Origin of the sequence: Lacinutrix sp. MedPE-SW (genome assembly GCF_001874145.1) — a bacterium.
Taxonomy (GTDB): Bacteria; Bacteroidota; Bacteroidia; order Flavobacteriales; family Flavobacteriaceae; genus Lacinutrix.
The window spans coordinates 57,983-76,149 of the sequence record NZ_MPCX01000009.1 but is presented as its reverse complement, the minus strand read 5'-3'; the positions used below and the strand labels follow the sequence as shown (position 1 = coordinate 76,149).

15 protein-coding genes are annotated in these 18,167 nt (G+C 31.7%); 8 read left to right on the top strand and 7 right to left on the bottom strand.

The genetic code is table 11. The features are described 5' to 3' along the window. Nucleotides 1-29: 29 nt before the first annotated feature. Nucleotides 30-2,645: an alanine--tRNA ligase gene (gene alaS, locus BM549_RS09710; protein ID WP_290470083.1), complete on the bottom strand. Its 2,616-nt coding sequence runs from the start codon at nt 2,643-2,645 to the stop codon at nt 30-32. 220 nt (nt 2,646-2,865) lie between these two features. Here alaS and BM549_RS09705 point away from each other — a divergent pair, with 220 nt between their 5' ends. From BM549_RS09705 to BM549_RS09680, 6 genes are all read left to right on the top strand, one after another. Next, nucleotides 2,866-3,837, top strand: coding sequence for a M23 family metallopeptidase (locus BM549_RS09705; RefSeq protein ID WP_290470082.1), 972 nt, complete (start codon nt 2,866-2,868; stop codon nt 3,835-3,837). Continuing rightward, on the top strand, nt 3,837-4,166 hold the full coding sequence (locus tag BM549_RS09700) for a MerR family transcriptional regulator (protein ID WP_013870227.1): 330 nt from the start codon (nt 3,837-3,839) through the stop codon (nt 4,164-4,166). The genes BM549_RS09705 and BM549_RS09700 overlap by 1 nt, the downstream gene beginning before the upstream one ends. Before the next feature lie 37 nt (nt 4,167-4,203). Continuing rightward, the gene (locus tag BM549_RS09695) at nt 4,204-4,803 is read left to right on the top strand and encodes a LemA family protein (protein ID WP_290470133.1); all 600 of its coding nucleotides are present in this window, start codon (nt 4,204-4,206) and stop codon (nt 4,801-4,803) included. Between the two features lie 8 nt (nt 4,804-4,811). After that, complete coding sequence (locus tag BM549_RS09690; RefSeq protein WP_290470081.1) at nt 4,812-5,252, top strand: TPM domain-containing protein; 441 nt, start codon at nt 4,812-4,814, stop codon at nt 5,250-5,252. A 71-nt stretch (nt 5,253-5,323) separates the two neighbouring features. Next, nucleotides 5,324-6,115: a YgcG family protein gene (locus BM549_RS09685; protein WP_041301824.1), complete on the top strand. Its 792-nt coding sequence runs from the start codon at nt 5,324-5,326 to the stop codon at nt 6,113-6,115. A 39-nt stretch (nt 6,116-6,154) separates the two neighbouring features. Further along, nucleotides 6,155-6,628 (top strand): YgcG family protein, encoded by a 474-nt coding sequence (locus tag BM549_RS09680; RefSeq protein WP_290470080.1) that lies wholly within the window; start codon nt 6,155-6,157, stop codon nt 6,626-6,628. Here BM549_RS09680 and BM549_RS09675 read toward each other — a convergent pair. The 6 genes from BM549_RS09675 to BM549_RS09650 all read right to left on the bottom strand — a co-directional run bounded on the left by BM549_RS09675 (nt 6,625) and on the right by BM549_RS09650 (nt 16,596). Then, nucleotides 6,625-9,408: an outer membrane beta-barrel protein gene (locus tag BM549_RS09675; RefSeq protein ID WP_290470079.1), complete on the bottom strand. Its 2,784-nt coding sequence runs from the start codon at nt 9,406-9,408 to the stop codon at nt 6,625-6,627. The genes BM549_RS09680 and BM549_RS09675 overlap by 4 nt on opposite strands. A 127-nt stretch (nt 9,409-9,535) precedes the next feature. Next, nucleotides 9,536-11,974: a T9SS type B sorting domain-containing protein gene (locus tag BM549_RS09670; protein ID WP_290470078.1), complete on the bottom strand. Its 2,439-nt coding sequence runs from the start codon at nt 11,972-11,974 to the stop codon at nt 9,536-9,538. A 121-nt stretch (nt 11,975-12,095) separates the two neighbouring features. Continuing rightward, nucleotides 12,096-13,403, bottom strand: a complete 1,308-nt coding sequence (gene der / locus BM549_RS09665; RefSeq protein WP_013870220.1) for a ribosome biogenesis GTPase Der — start codon at nt 13,401-13,403, stop codon at nt 12,096-12,098. Nucleotides 13,404-13,567: 164 nt separating this feature from the next. Beyond that, complete coding sequence (locus BM549_RS09660) at nt 13,568-15,097, bottom strand: choice-of-anchor I family protein (RefSeq protein WP_290470077.1); 1,530 nt, start codon at nt 15,095-15,097, stop codon at nt 13,568-13,570. Nucleotides 15,098-15,226: 129 nt separating this feature from the next. Beyond that, on the bottom strand, nt 15,227-16,108 hold the full coding sequence (era, locus tag BM549_RS09655; protein ID WP_013870218.1) for a GTPase Era: 882 nt from the start codon (nt 16,106-16,108) through the stop codon (nt 15,227-15,229). Nucleotides 16,109-16,137: 29 nt separating this feature from the next. Next, a complete protein-coding gene (locus tag BM549_RS09650; RefSeq protein WP_290470076.1) occupies nt 16,138-16,596 on the bottom strand; it encodes an RNA methyltransferase in 459 nt (152 codons plus the stop codon). Nucleotides 16,597-16,729: 133 nt separating this feature from the next. Here BM549_RS09650 and BM549_RS09645 point away from each other — a divergent pair, with 133 nt between their 5' ends. Both BM549_RS09645 and BM549_RS09640 read left to right on the top strand, forming a co-directional pair. Then, nucleotides 16,730-17,530, top strand: a complete 801-nt coding sequence (locus BM549_RS09645) for a DUF6503 family protein (RefSeq protein ID WP_290470075.1) — start codon at nt 16,730-16,732, stop codon at nt 17,528-17,530. A gap of 2 nt (nt 17,531-17,532) precedes the next feature. Beyond that, the gene (locus BM549_RS09640; protein WP_290470074.1) at nt 17,533-18,108 is read left to right on the top strand and encodes a DUF2911 domain-containing protein; all 576 of its coding nucleotides are present in this window, start codon (nt 17,533-17,535) and stop codon (nt 18,106-18,108) included. The last annotated feature ends 59 nt before the right edge of the window (nt 18,109-18,167 follow it).

The window sequence follows — 18,167 nt, the reverse complement described above, 5'->3', positions numbered from 1 at the left end:
ATAAGCTTAGCTTTAAAATTAAAGCGGCATTATTGAATATATTTTTTTGCTTCATTTAAAGCCTCTTGAATTCCTTCAGGATTTTTTCCGCCTGCGGTTGCAAAAAACGGTTGTCCGCCGCCGCCGCCGTGAATTAATTTTCCTAATTCTCTAACTACAGTTCCTGCATTTAAATCTCTTTCAGCAACAAGTTCTTTAGAAATATAACAAGTTAACATAGCTTTTCCGCCAGCATCAGATCCAAATAATAAAAATAAATTTTTATGTTTTTGTCCTAAATCGAAAGCTACATCTTTAATTCCAGAAGCGTCTAAATCTACTTTTTCGGCTAAAAATTGCACACCATTAATTTCGGCTAAATTATTTGCTAATTCACCTTTTAAATTTTTGGCTTTGTCTTTAAGTAAACTTTCAATTTGCTTTTTTAAGTCATTATTTTCAGTTTGCAGTTTCACTAAAGCTTCTTTAGGATCTTTTGCATTATTTAACAATGATTTCATTTCAGAAAACACCTTGCTGTTTTCAGCATAAAAATCTTTAACAGCATCACTAGTAATGGCTTCAATTCTTCTTATTCCAGAAGCAACTGCGCCTTCTGATACTATTTTAAAATGCCAGATATCACTAGTATTTTTCACATGCGTACCTCCACATAATTCTATAGATTGCCCAAAACGAATTGTTCTTACAGTGTCTCCATATTTTTCACCAAATAATGCCATTGCGCCATCTTCTATCGCTTGGTCCATTGGTACATTTCTATTTTCTTGTAGTGGTAATTTTCCTTCTATTCTTCGGTTTACAAAATCTTCAACCTCTTGCAATTGTTCGTTTGTAACTTTAGAAAAATGAGAAAAATCGAAACGTAAGTATTTAGAATGTACGGCACTACCTTTCTGCTCAACGTGTGTCCCTAAAACCTCACGCAATCCTTGATGCAATAAATGTGTTGCTGTATGGTTACACTCTGTTCTATAACGTTGTTTTGCATCTACAACAGCTTTAAAGGTTTCATTTAAATGCTTTGGAAGATTTTTAGCAAAGTGAATGATTACATTATTTTCCTTTTTGGTATCTAAAATATAAACAACATCTCCGTGAGCATCTTCTAAATATCCTTTATCACCAACTTGTCCACCACCTTCAGCATAAAACGGTGTTAAATTAAATACTAATTGATACATTTCACCATCTTTTTTAGAGGTTACTTTTCTATATCGTGTAATTTTCACATTAGCTTCTAAAGCATCATAACCAATAAATTCTTGCTCTGCATCTTCAACTAGCGTTGTCCAATCATCAGATTTTAAAGCTGATGATTCTCTACCTCGGCTTTTTTGTTTTTCTAGCTCTGCATTAAATTCTTCTACATTATATGTGTAGCCTTTTTCACGTAGAATTAAATCGGTTAAATCTTCTGGAAAACCATAAGTATCTTTTAACTCAAATACCTTAGCGCCTAAAACTTCTTTTCCTTTTGTAGTTTCTATAATACGGTCTAGCAATAATAAACCTTGATCTAATGTTCTTAAAAAAGAGGTTTCTTCTTCTTTAATTACATTTTCAATAAGTTGTTTTTGTGTTTTTAATTCTGGGAATGCTTCTCCCATTTTATCACTTAAAACATCTACTAAACGGTAAATAAAAGGCTCTTTTTTGTCTAAAAATGTAAAACCATAACGTACTGCGCGACGTAAAATGCGACGTATTACATATCCAGCACCTGTATTACTAGGTAATTGTCCATCGGCAATTGAGAATGCTACTGCACGTACGTGGTCTGATATTACACGAATAGCAATATCTGTTTTTTCATCTTTATTATATTCTTTATCTGTAATGGTTTCAATTTCACGAATAATTGGTGTAAAAACATCTGTATCGTAATTAGATTGTACATTTTGCAACACCATACATAAACGCTCAAATCCCATACCTGTATCTATATGCTTATTTGGTAAACCTTCAAGCGAACCATTTGCTTTACGGTTATATTGCATAAATACAAGGTTCCAGATTTCGACCACTTGTGGGTGATCCATATTTACTAAATCTTTACCGCTTACTTTTGCTTTTTCTTCAGCCGAACGTATATCTACATGTATCTCACTACAAGGTCCGCAAGGTCCTTGTTCTCCCATTTCCCAGAAATTATCTTTTTTATTTCCTTTTAAAATGCGGTCTTCACTAATGTATTGTTTCCAAATATCATAAGCTTCTGTATCCATTTCAAGCTTATCGCTATCTTCGCTACCTTCAAAAACAGTTACATATAAAATATCTTTATCTATTTTATAAACTTCGGTTAACAACTCCCAAGCCCAAGCAATAGCTTCTTTTTTAAAGTAATCTCCAAAAGACCAGTTTCCTAACATTTCGAATAAGGTATGGTGGTATGTATCGTAACCAACTTCTTCTAAATCGTTATGTTTACCAGAAACACGTAAACATTTTTGAGAATCTGTTAAACGTGTGTTTTTAGGTTCAGAATTTCCCAAAAAATACTCTTTAAAAGGAACCATTCCAGCATTTACAAACATTAACGTTGGATCATCCTTTAAAACCATAGGTGCAGAAGGCACAATACTGTGTTTCTTTTTTTCGAAAAAATTTAAAAATGTAGAGCGAATATCTTGAGATTTCATCTGTTTATTTCTTGCTTTTATATTAATAAATGAAACTCACTTTACGGCTTAAGCTTTATAAAACCTAATGCCAATGGCTTATTTCAATTAGTATTGTTAATAATCTTGCTTTAACTAATCGCGAACGTTAGAAAACAATTTATATATTTGTTTTGCGTTTTTTATGAAAGCTGCTCGATTTTGAGCAAAGTTTCAGTGCAAAAATAGCATAAATTAGATAATGAGTAAGGTAAAATATTATTATGATGCAGATACGTTATCGTATCGTAAAATTACACGAAAAAAAAGGCGTACTTTTAAGTATGCAGTAGCGTTTTTATTTTCGGCAGCAGTATTTGGAATTTTAACTGTGCTTCTTGCGAGCCAATTTTTAGAATCTCCAAAAGAAAAAGCACTTAAACGTGAATTAAGCAATATGCAACTACAGTTTGAATTGCTTAGCAAAAAAATGGATGAAGCGGAAGCTGTTTTAGCAAGTATTGAAGATAGAGATAATAACATTTATAGATTGTATTTTGAAGCTAACCCAATACCAGAAGAACAACGTAAAGCTGGCTTTGGCGGTGTTAACAGGTATAAAGTTTTTGAAGGCTTTGACAACTCTAAACTCATAAAAGAAAGTAATAAACGTATAGATATACTACAAAAACGTATTGTTGTACAATCTAAATCTTTAGACGAAATTGCCATTTTAGCAGAAGAAAAAGAAAAATTTCTAGCAACTATTCCTGCAATACAACCGGTAAACAATGAAGATTTAACCCGAATGGCATCTGGTTTTGGTATGCGAACAGACCCATTTACAAAAGCCCGAAAAATGCATTGGGGAATGGATTTTACAGCGCCTCGTGGCACACCAGTATATGCTTCTGGCGATGGTATTGTAACAAGAGCAGATAGTAACTCTTCTGGTTACGGTAAGCATATACGTATAGATCATGGCTATGGTTATGTATCGCTATATGCACATTTATACAAATATAACGTAGGTAAAAACCAAAAAGTAAAACGTGGAGATTTAATAGGTTTTGTGGGAAGTACAGGCCGAAGTGAAGCACCGCACTTACACTACGAAATTTTTAAAGACGACCAACGCATAAACCCAATAAACTTTTACTATGGTAGCTTAACAGCCGAAGAGTTTAGTAAGTTACTAGAGCGTGCATCATTAGAAAATCAATCTTTAGATTAATGCAAATTAACCTTCCAGAAAAACGTTATTATTCTATTGGTGAAGTTGCTAAAGCTTTTAACGTCAACACGTCTTTAATTAGATTTTGGGAAAAAGAATTCGATTTATTAAAACCTAAAAAAACAGCTAAAGGCAATCGTAAATTTACGCCAGAAGATATAAAGAATCTTAAATTTATATATCACCTAGTTAAAGAGCGAGGTTTTACTTTAGAAGGTGCAAAAACGCATTTAAAAGAAGAAAAACAAAAAAGCCTAACTAATTTTGAAATTATTAGTAAATTAGAAGGAATCAAGGCACAGCTAATAAAATTAAAAAATGAATTATAAAGCACTACCAGAAAACTCAACTAAAAAACCAAACACCATGAAAAAATTTCTTATACCACTTATAGTTATTGGCCTTATTATTTTTGCTATTTACTCTTGGGGAGTTGGCATAAATAATACAGCAGTAGAGCTTGAAGCCAATGCAAAAACAGCATGGTCTAATGTAGAAAGCAGCTACCAAAGAAGAAGCGATTTATATAGTAGTGTTATAAAAACAGTACAAGGGTCGGCAGATTTTGAAAGAAAAACTTTAAACGAAGTTATAGAAGCAAGATCTAAAGCTACCTCTGTAAATATTGATGCTAATAATTTAACACCAGAAAATGTAGCTAAATTTCAACAAGCGCAAAGCCAGTTAAGCGGTTCGTTTAGCAGACTTATTGCATCATTTGAGCGTTATCCAGAATTAAGAACAACAGAACAGTTTAAAGAATTTATTTCGCAACAAGAAGGAACAGAAAACCGTATTAATGTTGCAAGAGACAGATATAATGATGCTGTAAATAAATACGATATTTATACTACAAAATTTCCAAATAAAATACTTGCAGGTATGTTTGGCTTTAAAGAAATGGCTAGATATAAAGCAGATCCAGGTTCTGAAAAAGTTCCAGATGTAGAATTTAATTTCGATTAATTTTTTTCATGCAAAATCCTGTTGAAGCCTTTTTAACCACCATTGAAGAACAAGAAATTGTTGCAGCAATTCGTGAGGCAGAATTACAGACCTCTGGCGAAATACGCGTACATATTGAAACCTCTGCAAAAGGACATATTGAAGCTCGCGCTCTTGAAGTATTTTCAATTTTAAAAATGCAAAACACAGCGCTACATAATGGTGTATTAATTTATGTTGCTGTAAACGATAAGGCTTTTGCTATTTATGGAGATAAAGGTATTAATAGTGTTGTATCAAAAACATTTTGGGACGATACTAAAAACACAATACAAACCCATTTTAAAAACGGAAATTACAAACAAGGCTTGGTAGATGGTATTCTTTTAGCTGGAAACCAGTTAAAATCTTATTTCCCAAAATTAGAAAATGACACAAACGAGTTAAGCAACACTATTTCTAAAGGATGAAAAGAACAAAGCAGCATCTCGTTTATAAAACAAGTTTAAAAAAAAGCATACTAAAAAAAGTAATTTTAGTAATGTCTCTATTTTTTATAGGCCAAATTGCTTTTGCCCAATTTGAAATTCCACCTAAACCATCAAAAAAAAATGGTGGCCAAACCAGTGTTTATGATTATATAGACTTATTGCAACCTGGACAAAAAACCAACTTAGAGCATAAACTTGTTAAATATTCTGATACAACTTCAACGCAAATTGTTGTAGCAATTATCTCTTCAACTCAAGGAGAATATATAAACTATCTTGGCACGCAATGGGCACAAAAATGGGGAATTGGAGATCAAGAAAAAGATAATGGTATCTTTATTTTATTAGCTCGTGATGACAGAAAAATAGGCATTAGCACAGGATATGGCACAGAGCATTTAATGACAGATGCTATGTCGCGCCGTATAATAGAGCGAGACATTATTCCATACTTTAAACGTAACGATTATTATGGAGGTTTAAATCGTGGAGCCGATGCCATTTTTGAAGTTATGAATGGTGAATACCAAGGTACAAGACAAAATGATAGTGGTACTTTTCCGGCTGGAGTTGCTTTCTTTTTACTTATTGTATTTATTATTCTAATTATTTCAATTGTAAAAAACAGAAATGGTGGCGGTAACAATGGCAGTGGTTACGATAGCCGAAACACAACACGAGACATACTTGAAGCTATTATACTTAGTAATTCTGGTCGTGGTGGCTATAGAAGTGGTTCTGGTGGTTTTGGCGGCGGATTTGGAGGTAGCTCTGGTGGTGGCTTTGGCGGTGGCTTTGGCGGCGGCGGTTTTGGCGGTGGTGGCGCTTCTGGTGGTTGGTAAATTAGTATTACAATTAACTTTTAAAACAGAAATTATAATATGAAAAACTTCATACTGTTTTTATATTTCATATTTACAATTTCTTGTAAACAAGACGTTTTTAATCCTGAAAAAAATCAAAATTTTATTCAAGATTACACCAATTTATTTTCTAACACCGAAGCGAAATTTCTTTTAGAAAAAATTAAAAACTACCAATTTAAAACCAGTAATCAAATTTGTATTTATACTATAGACTCTTTACCTAAAAATGTAACTGCATTAAATCATGCTACGTTACTTGCCACACAACTTGGTGTTGGATTAAAAGAAAAAAATAATGGTCTTTTATTATTAATTTCTAGATACGATCGAGCCATTGCGATTGCTACAGGTACGGGAACAGAGAAAAAAATTACAGATACAGTTGCTTATACAATTATTGAAAATACAATTGTACCTAATTTTAAAAACCAGGAATTTTATAAAGGTGTTTCAATAGCATTAGATTCTATTTTTGTTAAATGGAATTAATCGAAGAAAAACACATCATTTCCTCCTGTTTTTCCTTTTGGTCCTAAACTATTAAACTTCCAACTAAAGCTTACCATAAAAAATTGCTGTAAGACTGTACTTTGTGAATCTTCTATATAATCTTGAGTTGCTGTACGCCTAGCGTTGGTGTTTTGGTTAAGCAAATCGTAAACCTTTAAAGTTATTGCTGCTTTATCTTTTAAAATAGAATATGCTAAAGTAGAATTCCAGAACCAAGCACTTTTTTGAAAACCGTCTGCCACATCTGGATTATAATTATAACTTATATCGTTACGCCATTCTAATTTTTTTGGTAAAAATGTTGCTGTTCTTAATCCTGCAGAATGCCTTGTAAACTCTCTATCTTCAAAAGCTTGAATATCGTAAGCATTATTTGTAAAAGTTATACGGTAGTATGGTTTAAACTCTAATACTTTAGTCCAAACAAAATCTACACCAAAATTTGGTGTAATACTACTTACGTTACTTGAGTATTTTACATCATTATTAAAATTAATATTTCTATTAAAATTAGCCCAAGCGCCACCACGTAATCTTACACTTTTAACCGAATCTATTTTTATGCGTTTACTATAACTTCCAGAGGCTCCAAAATTATAATTACCATCTACGTTTTCGTATGTTGTTACACGCTCTAAACTTTCTGGATCTACAATTGTTTTTGATACGACTTGGTTATTGTCTATGCTTCCGTTTAAGTTAAAATACAGTCCTGTACGTTTTTGCCAATCGTAGTTATTAAAACCTAAATAGAAATTATGATTATTTGCAGGTCCTAAATTTGGATTACCTATTATGGTATTTAATGGGTTTGACACATCTGTAAATGCTTGTAATTGTCTTAATTGTGGTGGATTATTTCGTAATCTATAATTAAAATACAATGATGCTTTTTCACTAAATCTATAATCTGTACTGTAACTTAATTCTAAATTTTTAAATTTTCTTTCTACATTAAATTGTGGACGTAGAAGATCTTCATTTTTAAGTGTTCTAAAGTTATAACTGGCATTAAATCTTGTAGACCATTTTTCACCTCTATAGGTTATTCCTATTCCTGGAATACTTCTAGAATCTGTATAATTAAAATCTGTACTTAAATCTGTATTAAATTCTGAATAAGTCTGGCTTACTTCATCAAAATCAAAAGTACTTTGTGTGTTTTCATCTCTATCTCGAGAGTATTCGTACTCAAAATTTAAAAATAATTTTTTAGCAATTAATGGTAATCTATAAGTAAATTCTCCAGTTACACCGTTACTTTCATTATCACCTCTTGTGTATTGGTTTCTAACTATTGTTTCTGGGTTACTACCAAATATTTCGGTATTAGAATTTAAGAAATCGTCGCTTTCGTTTCTTCCTATAGTATTTTCTAATTCAAACTTTAAAAAAGCGCCTTTACCTCCTAAACGTTTAGTTACACTTAAATCGTTTTTAAATTGTTTTGCAAAACTTTCTACGTTAGAGTTTGTTGAAGATTGGTTGGTTAAAACACGGTCATTATTTAACGTCTCGTCATTGTTACTGTATCTTGTATTGTTTTTTGAATAAGAAAATGAAGGCTCTATATTAATTTGAAATGTTGAATCTGTTTCTATTTCAAATTCTAGATTTACAGTGTGACTGTCTGTGTCATTATCTGATCTAGAATTTGAATTTGTAAAAAATCGAGAGTCTGATAGAATGGTTTCTCTTTGCGAAGAACTCTCATTAAAAGAACTACTAGATGCATAAAAATAATCGCCATTAGCTTCAATTTTCTCACCAATTTTATCTGCGTAATTAGCACCTACATTTTGCGAGGTTGTAATACCTTGTCCACCACCAAAAGATCTTCCTCCAATAGAAAAAGAACCATTACTATTAAATGTCATGCCACCGCCACGACCAAACATTTTAGAAATTTCACCAAAGCTAAAACCTGGTGAATTAGTATTATTACCACCTGCTAAAACGCTTATTCTTCTATCATTATCAAACACATTAACCATACCGGCAAGTTCATACCTTTCATCTGTTCCTCCACCAGCAGAAACACGCCCAAATACACCTTTATTGTTTTCTTCTTTTATGGTTAAATTAATGGTTTTATTCTCTTTATCTCCAGCTTCTCCTGTAAAGGCTTCAGATTTTGTTTTGGTATCTACAATTTGAATTTTCTCTATAATATCTTTTGTTAAGTTTTTAGTTGTAATGGTTGGGTCGTCACCAAAAAACGGTTTTCCGTTTACAAGAATTTTATTTACTTCTTTTCCGTTTACTTTTATTTTTCCTTCTTCATCTACCTCAACTCCTGGTAATTGTTTCAGCAAGTCCTCTACGTTAGCGTCTTTTTTAGTTTTGAAAGATTTTACGTTAAACTCTAAAGTATCTTTTTTAATGGTTACCGGAGCGACAGATTTTATTACAACTTCATCTAAAGCATTAGAACTTATTTCTAGAGAAACTGTTCCTAAATTAAATTCTTTTTTATCCATTTTTAGCTCTTTAAAATAGGTTTTATAACCTACATAAGAAATGAATAAATTTAGGTTACTATCTCCTGTTTCATCTTCTAATTTAAAGTTTCCGTTTCTGTCGGAAATAGTATAAGCAACTAAAGAGCTGTCTTTTACTCTTTGCAAGTAAACTGTGGCTGCCTCAAGTGGTAACTGGTCGTCTGAGCCAATTAATTTTCCTGTTACTAAAAAATCTTTTGTTTGTGAGAATGAAATTGAGACAAATAAAATTGAAACAATTAGAAGTAGCTTTCGCATATTTTTTTGATTGGTTTTTTGATTAATGATATTTATAGCGTAATATCAAGAACGAAAATACCACAGTAATGTTATGATTTTCTTAAAGGAATTATAAAATTTACTTAAATAGACTTTTTTTTAGAATTTATCGCTTAAGCGTAAAGTGGCCTGTAAAATTTTTCCCGTTTTGTAAAGTGGCAGAAAACCAATAATCTGAAGTTGGAAGCAAAGTTCCCTTGTATCTTCCATCCCATTTAGGATTAAGATTGTTTAATGTTTGTAGATGTTTACCAAAACGATTAAAAATTAAAACCTGAAAGATTTCGTTAGTATTTAAGCCATCTATACTCCAAGTTTCATTTTTATTGTCTCCATTAGGTGTAAAAAAGTAAGGATAACCAATAACATTGACATTAGTAGAAACAGTACCACAATTATTTAAAACATCTTTTACATAAACAGTATGGTTTCCTGGACTTACGTCTATAAAGTTATTAGAAACCTGATATGGACCCAAACTGTTATCTAAAGCAAATTCATATTCGCCTTCTCCAGATACTAAAACAATAATGGAATTATTCTCAACTATATCTTCAACATTTACGTCTACAAAAGTTGCAATATTAGATGGCAACACGTCTATAGTTCTTGTAGTTTCACATTGTGTTTGTGAGTTTGTAATAGTTACACTATAAATTCCTATTTCATTTATTTGAATGGTTTCTTGTGTTTCTCCTGTTGACCAACTGTAGGTATAATTTGAATTATCTAAAACAACACCGCTTGAAAGATTTATAGTTCCTGGATAATTATTCAAACAATAATATTTTTGAGAGTCTCCAATTGTTTCTGGTAAACTTTCAATTTGTAAACTAAGTTCTGAAACACCGTAACAATTTCCGTTCTCATTCCCTATAACATAAAGTGTTTGTGAAAATGGAACCGTATTAGTGTATGTTGTATTTAAAGCATTTGTTTGCAACTCCACATCTTGTAGTGTCTCATAAAACTCCAAATTAATTCCAGGTGGTAGACCTTGTACTAATTGTGCACTTGCATCTAAAAGGTTAAATGTTGTTATTCCATCGCTACCTAAATCTTCGCAACTAATAAGTGTAGCATTATTTAAAGCATCTGTTCCAACCTCTAAAATAATTGTTGTTTCGCGACTACATCCGGTATTTGTATTTGTTACTCTAGCGTATATAGTTTGCGGATTTGTAGTATTTATATAGGCTTCTCCACTAATATTATTACTTAAATTTGAATCTTGAAAAAACTCAACAATTCTATTAGGTAAAGCTCCAGAAATATCATTTGCACTATTATTTAATACAAAAGTTGCATTGCCAGTAGCCACTACATTATCATCACATTCTAAAATTGTTATTGAGTTTGCAATTGGTTGTTGATTTATTGTTGCTGTAATTTGAGTTTTTGCTCCTGCATTACAACCAGAAAACACTGGAGTAACCCAATAGTTTGTTGTTGCAGCAATTGATGGATTAAATGTAAAACCATTAAAAATAGGAGTTGTAGATGTTGCAGAATCAAACCATAAAACTGTATCTGTATTAGTTTGTAGTGTTATAGAAACTGGAGAGTTTTCACAAAAATCAAGAGTACTAATTCCAAGTATTTTAGGCGTAACAATAGTTGTACTTGCAGATAAATTTACTTGTGCATCGCCTGGCATACCACCAAATTCTACTAAATATCCTTGCGGATGATAAGGGCTTCCAACGGCATCACCTGCTATTGGCAAATCGTTCCAAGAGCCAGGATTACCAATACTGGGATCTGTAATATGTGCGTAATGCTCGTTACCTCCAAAATTGTTAGGTTCTCCATTATTCCAAAAACTAAACGCATTGTTTTGTGCAGAACCATTAAAATTACCAATCCAAAACACAGTACCAGCTTCTGGACCAGTAACCCATTTCCATTCGCCTTCATTATCTACATCGTTAGCACCTATCCAACCTGTACCTGGACTTTGCTCTCCTGCAAGTTGAGATTCTTCAGCAGTTGTTATTGTTGCTAAATACCCTTGTAAACCGAAAAACGTTTGATTTTCGGCAGCAGTTTTAGCATCGTCCCAACGAATTCCTAAACTAGAAACATAAAAATAATAATGGCCAGTTGAAGGTAAATAATTAGCGTTACCTAAGTTAATAGATATGGTTTTATCTTCATTAAAACTGGTTTGAGAGGTTTGAAAAACCACAGCTGAAATTGCTGTCTCGTATTCTGAAAATGATGCGGTTCCTGATAGTGTAAGCTCTCCTTGAATAGCAGACCAAGTTGCTATAATATTTGGTTGTAAGCTACTTAACATTAAAACATCTTCTCCTTGACTGTAACCTTGAGAAATTTGGATAACGACTACATCTAAAGTTGTATCTCCGGCGTCTGGATCGGTTATAGACACATTAGAAACTATAGGTACATTTGATCCTGGACAATAATTTATATTTCCCGCAGCTATAATTTCTGGCGGATTATTTTGAGACCATGACGCACAAATTGTAAATAATGCTAATGCAGTTATTAATAATGCTTTATTTTTTATTTTAAATGACATGAAATGTAAAAGTAAACAAGTTTTCGCTTTTTAAAGTATAACTTGTTAGTGTTTTAATTCTTTTGTTACTTATAAATAAATGCATGCATTACAAGCCTTTACTAAACACTACACCTTTTATTTACTTTTTACGCATATAAACACTTACCGGAACACCTTCAAAATCAAACAAATCTCGTAATTTATTTTCTAAAAAACGCTTATAAGGTTCTCTAACGTATTGTGGTAAATTACAGAAAAATGCAAATTGTGGTTGTGGTGTTGGCAATTGCATTATGTATTTAATTTTTACAAACTTACCTTTATATGCTGGTGGTGGATAATTTTCTATTATTGGTAGTAAAGTATCATTTAAAACACTTGTTTTAATTTTTTTACTTCGGTTTTTATAAACCTCAACAGCTGTTTCTATTGCTTTATAAATACGTTGCTTTGTAAGCGCAGAGATAAATACAATTGGCACATCTGTAAATGGTTCGATTTGAGAACGAATATATTTTTCAAATTCGTTAGTAGTTTTATTGTCTTTTTCTACTAAATCCCATTTGTTAACGAGTATTACAATACCTTTTCTATTTCTTTCGGCTAACCAAAAAATGTTTTGTACTTGCCCATCGAAACCTCTATTTGCATCTACAACTAATAAGCATACATCACTATGTTCTATAGCTCTAACACTACGCATAACAGAGTAAAATTCTAGATCTTCTTTTACTTTAGATTTTTTTCTAATTCCTGCAGTATCAACTAAATTAAAATCGAAACCAAAGCGATTATACTTTGTATCTATAGCATCACGAGTGGTTCCTGCAATATCTGTAACAATATACCTATCTTCACCTATTAAAGCATTAATAAATGATGATTTACCTGCGTTAGGACGACCAACTACAGCAAATCGTGGTAACTCGTCTTTTTCTTCTTCTTCTTCCTGTTCTGGTAAAGCTTCAACTAATGCATCTAGTAAATCTCCTGTACCGCTTCCGTTTATACTTGCTATTGTAAAATAATCTCCTAAACCAAGGCTATAAAACTCTACTGCATCTTCTGCTCTTTTTCCGTTATCGACTTTATTTACAACTAAAAAAACTGGTTTTGTTACTTTTCGTAATAGTCTGGCAACATCTTCATCCATTCCTGTAACTCCAGCTTCTACATCTACCATAAAAATTATAGCATCTGCTTCTTCAATAGCTAACTCTACTTGTTTATCTATTTCAGCTTCAAAAATATCGTCACTTCCTTTAACATAACCTCCAGTATCTATTAAGGAGAATTCTTTTCCATTCCAATCACTTTTACCATAATGGCGATCTCTAGTCACTCCACTAACGGCATCTACAATCGCCTCACGACGTTGTATTAAACGGTTAAAGAATGTTGATTTTCCAACATTTGGTCTTCCTACAATAGCTACTATATTACTCATAAATTTATGTTTTAGTCTGCATTACATATCCTGTAAGCGGCTGCAAAGGTAATGTTTAGTTTAAGATAAAATACACATTTTTTTAATCTTTATAAGTATTTAAATCAAAAAATGCTTTGCCTAAATATTTAAGACAAAGCATTTTATTATTTTGATTACTAATTTTACTGTTGGTTTTCGTAAATAGTTACAGTACCACTATCTTCATTTGAGACTATTAGCAAGTCTCTCTCATTTGGACTGTTTATTGCTGGCACAACTAATAATCCTTCTGGTGCTTCATCTCCACTATGAGATAAGATAGTTAAAAATGCTGGAGCAGCAGGATTTGTAATATCGTAAACCATAATTTGATCTGTTCTTTCTAAGCCTACAAAAAGAATATAACGTTGGTTACCCAAGTTTAAAACCTCTACACTTTCTGGTTCTGCTCCTTTATCATCACTTCTACCATCACCATCATTAAAATTAGCTGGTGTTGCTGCTAGTGTTTCTGTTGCTATACTATTACCACTATCGTAAACCTTAGCTCCATTTCCATTCCAAATTGTAAAAGAACGTGCTCCATAAGAATATAACACATCGTAATCGCCATCGTTATCTGTATCACCTTCAGAAATCATAGCTTTTAAACGACCTAAATTAGCATCATCCTGAAAATTCTCTATAGCAGGAAAAGCTGTTGGGTCTAAATTTAAATCTTTAATACGCTCTTCTCCAATATAACCTGGTGAACCATCATATTCTCTTGCATCACCTTCGTTAGCAGAAATAATATAATCTGTACCTAAAATATTTACGTAAGTAATTGCATCTGGTTGGTATAAACCACGAACTGGCCAATTTTTTAAAACTGTTTCTCCATCTTCATTACTTGCATCTAAACTGTTTTGAGGTAACATATGGTCTTTATAGCCTAATGGATATATAGCTTCAATAGTTTTTGTTACTAAATTTACTTTTGCAATACCGTTGTTTTCTTGTAATGATACCCAAGCTGTTTGAGAATCGTCTGATATTGTAATATATTCTGGCTCTACATCTTGTGCTAAACTAGCATTAGGTCCAAAAACTCTAAAGTTTTGAGATTTTAAAGTTTCTTCCTGTGTATTAAATGCTGTAAAATCTAATGTTGTTATAGAATCGTCGTTTAAATCAATAATACTAATTGTTCCCATTGGATCAACAGTATAATCTGCATTTGGTTCTCCCTCGTTAGCAGATACGATTAAATTTCCATTATTAGAAAATGTTACCATGTCTGGTAATGCTCCAACAGTATATTCATTAATTAATGTAGCATCTGTTGTATTGTAAACTAATATTTTTCCAGGATTTTGTTTAACGTTTGCTTCTACTGCAATAGCTAATTTCCCGTTAGATACTGAAACACTATTTGGAACTCCAAAAGCATTTAAACTAATTGATGTTTCTTGTACAGGTATATCTAAATCTGAAATATTATAAATAGAAATTTCGTTGGATTCTACATTTGTAACAAATAACTTATTTGTAGAAGAATCGAATGCTGAAATTTCGGCTGAAGCTTCTCCTCCAACATTAATTGTTGTTTTGTATTGAAAATTAACTTCTGTATTAACAGGTTCTGTTACAATAGTTGTGTCATCATCATCTTGACAACTAAAAGAAAGTAATGCTATTAAAGCTAATGTTGTTGGTTTAAAGTATTTCATTATTTTGGTTTATTGTTTAACCATAAAATTGAAATAATAGCTTAACTTAAATGTTATGCCAACCACAACAAATCCTTAGTTTTTTAAGCCAAAAGTAAGTTGTTTTTTAAATGAATGTAACGTTATTATTTACTGATTGTAACCAAAGCGTTTTAACTGGCGTTGATTACTCCTCCAGTTTTTATTAACTTTTACGTATAATTCTAAGTGAATTTGTTTACCAAAAAATGTTTCTAAATCTTTTCTGGCTTCTACTCCAACACGTTTTAAGGCACTACCTTTGTGACCTATAATAATTCCTTTTTGTGTTTCGCGCTCAACCATTATTACAGAGCGTACTCTAATAATTTCTTCTTCTTCAAAAAACTCTTCGGTATCAATCTCTACGGCATAAGGTATTTCCTTTTTATAATGCATCAAGATTTTTTCGCGAATAGTTTCGTTTATAAAAAAACGTTCTGGCTTATCTGTAAGTTGATCTTTTGGGTAAAACGGTGGTGATTCTGGTAATAACTCTATAATACGATCAAAAACTTCTTTTACATTAAAACCTTCTAAAGCAGATATTGCAATAATTTCAGCATTAGGTACTTTTGTAGCCCATAATTGCACTTGTTCTTCTAATTGTACTTGATTAGATTTATCTATTTTATTTAATAATAATAAAACAGGAATTTTTGCATTGGTTATTTTATTAAAAAAAGCTTCATCTTTTAATTCTTTTTCACCTATTTCTACCATGTAGATAAGTAAATCGGCATCATCAAAAGCAGATTTTACAAAATCCATCATAGAGGCTTGTAACTCGTAAGCAGGTTTAATAATTCCAGGTGTATCACTTAATACAACTTGAAAATTTTCTCCATTTACAATACCTAAAATACGGTGTCGTGTTGTTTGCGCCTTAGAGGTTATTATAGATAGTTTTTCACCTACAAAGGCATTCATTAGTGTAGATTTTCCAACATTAGGATTTCCAATAATATTTACAAAGCCTGCTTTATGACTCATACTGTTTTTTGTTTTAATAGGTTGCAAAGTTACGACCTTGGTTTGTTTATTCCTCTATCATACATAACAATACTTCCTGCGACTGCTACATTTAAACTTAATTGCGATTTAAATTTAACTAAAAAATGGCTTTTTTCTATAGCTTGTTTAGATAAACCATGATCTTCTGCTCCTAAAAGATACACACAACGTCTTGGATGATGAAAGGTTTCTAGCGCCACAGCACTATCATCTAACTCCACACCAACTAATCTTGCGCCTTTAGGAATATTGTTATAAAAATCTTCGAACGTTTTATAATGAAAATAAGGCATAGATTTTACCGCATTATGTGTATCGCAAGCCTGTTTTGCATAACGATTGCCTATTGTAAAAATATAACTTGCGCCAAGATTTTGCGCTGTGCGCCAAAGTACACCTAAGTTTTCGGGCGTTTTTCCGTTTTGAATTCCTATTCCGAAGTATTCGTTTTCAAAATTATCTACCATTTTACAAAAGTAAAATTTTTATACTTTTTATACTCTTGTATTTTAACAAAGTACTTTCTTAAAGTTTTATTAATAAACTGAAAGGTCTCAAGATTACAACGACAAATCTTGTAATTTTATAAAAAAAATAATAATGTCTTTAAAAAAGTTTTCTCTACTGTGTTTAATAACATTTGTGATTACGTCATGTAAAAATGAAAGTAATACTACTGTAGTAAATACTACTACAAAATTGGATACTACAAAAGTTTCAAATCTTAGTAATTCTCAAAAAATTATAGCAAAAACAATAGCTGCTCACGGCGGCAAATTATATAATACAGCACATTATTCTTTTAATTTTAGAGGAGATACTTATATTTTTAAAAATGAAGGAAATGAATATGAGTATAAAAAAATATACGACAAAGCAGAGTTTACTATTACTGATGCTTTAAAAAACGGAACCTTTTCAAGAACTATAAATAACAATGCCATTAATCTTACAGATGAACAAGCTGCAAAAGAAATAAACAACTTAAATTCGGTAATATATTTTGCAACTTTACCACATAAACTTAGCGATAAGGCTGTAAATTCTAAATACATTGAATCTACTACAATAAAAAACAAACCATATCACGTAATTGAAGTTACCTTTAATAAAAATGGTGGCGGAGAAGATTATGAAGATATATTTTATTATTGGATAAATACAAGCACAAATAAAATAGATTATCTAGCTTACAGCTATAAAGTTAATAAAGGCGGCATTAGATTTAGAAGTGCTTATAACTCAAGAGTTATAGATGGTATAACATTTCAAGACTACATTAATTATAAAGCCGAAGTTGGAACACACTTAAAAGATTTACCTAAACTTTATGAAGCAAATAAACTTGAAGAAGTCTCTAGAATACAAACAAAAAATATTTTTAATTTAAACAATCAATAATCATGAAAAAACTACTTTTTATTATCGCAATTGCAATTACTGCTACAACAGTTAATGCACAAGAATTTGCTAAAATGGACAAAAGCCCAATGGATCGCGCATATTATCCAGCTGGCGCTCCACATAGAGCCTTTAAAAAAGATGCCGCAGAAAAAATGGCTTTAGAACCAAAAATAAGAGTTACTTATTCTAGACCTGCTAAAAAAGGAAGAGATATATTTGGAGGATTACTAAAATTTGGAGAAGCTTGGAGAGTTGGCGCTAACGAATCTACAGAAATATTATTTGTGAACGATGTTACTTTTGGAGGAAAAACCATAAAAGCTGGACGTTATTCATTAATAATAATACCAAATGAAACAGAATGGACCTTAAAATTAAATACTGGTTTAGATGGTTGGGGAAATTATGGTTATGATGCCAATAAAGATATAGCATCAATTACTGCTCCTGTAACAAAGAGCAGTAAAGAAATTGAAAACCTTTCTATTGCATTATACGAGGCTTCAAAAAACACAGTACACCTAAAAATTGGTTGGGACATGAGTGTTGCCGAGTTTCCTATAACAATTAAATAGTAAGTTTAAATTTTATATAAAGCACTTTTGAAGATTCAAAAGTGCTTTTTTGTATCGTT

Excerpts from the sequence above, each read along its gene's own strand:
- alaS (WP_290470083.1), bottom strand. The coding sequence starts at position 2,645 with ATGAAATCTCAAGATATTCGCTCTACATTTTTAAATTTTTTCGAAAAA.
- BM549_RS09705 (WP_290470082.1), top strand. The coding sequence starts at position 2,866 with ATGAGTAAGGTAAAATATTATTATGATGCAGATACGTTATCGTATCGT.
- BM549_RS09700 (WP_013870227.1), top strand. The coding sequence starts at position 3,837 with ATGCAAATTAACCTTCCAGAAAAACGTTATTATTCTATTGGTGAAGTT.
- BM549_RS09695 (WP_290470133.1), top strand. The coding sequence starts at position 4,204 with ATGAAAAAATTTCTTATACCACTTATAGTTATTGGCCTTATTATTTTT.
- BM549_RS09690 (WP_290470081.1), top strand. The coding sequence starts at position 4,812 with ATGCAAAATCCTGTTGAAGCCTTTTTAACCACCATTGAAGAACAAGAA.
- BM549_RS09685 (WP_041301824.1), top strand. The coding sequence starts at position 5,324 with ATGTCTCTATTTTTTATAGGCCAAATTGCTTTTGCCCAATTTGAAATT.
- BM549_RS09680 (WP_290470080.1), top strand. The coding sequence starts at position 6,155 with ATGAAAAACTTCATACTGTTTTTATATTTCATATTTACAATTTCTTGT.
- BM549_RS09675 (WP_290470079.1), bottom strand. The coding sequence starts at position 9,408 with ATGCGAAAGCTACTTCTAATTGTTTCAATTTTATTTGTCTCAATTTCA.
- BM549_RS09670 (WP_290470078.1), bottom strand. The coding sequence starts at position 11,974 with ATGTCATTTAAAATAAAAAATAAAGCATTATTAATAACTGCATTAGCA.
- der (WP_013870220.1), bottom strand. The coding sequence starts at position 13,403 with ATGAGTAATATAGTAGCTATTGTAGGAAGACCAAATGTTGGAAAATCA.
- BM549_RS09660 (WP_290470077.1), bottom strand. The coding sequence starts at position 15,097 with ATGAAATACTTTAAACCAACAACATTAGCTTTAATAGCATTACTTTCT.
- era (WP_013870218.1), bottom strand. The coding sequence starts at position 16,108 with ATGAGTCATAAAGCAGGCTTTGTAAATATTATTGGAAATCCTAATGTT.
- BM549_RS09650 (WP_290470076.1), bottom strand. The coding sequence starts at position 16,596 with ATGGTAGATAATTTTGAAAACGAATACTTCGGAATAGGAATTCAAAAC.
- BM549_RS09645 (WP_290470075.1), top strand. The coding sequence starts at position 16,730 with ATGTCTTTAAAAAAGTTTTCTCTACTGTGTTTAATAACATTTGTGATT.
- BM549_RS09640 (WP_290470074.1), top strand. The coding sequence starts at position 17,533 with ATGAAAAAACTACTTTTTATTATCGCAATTGCAATTACTGCTACAACA.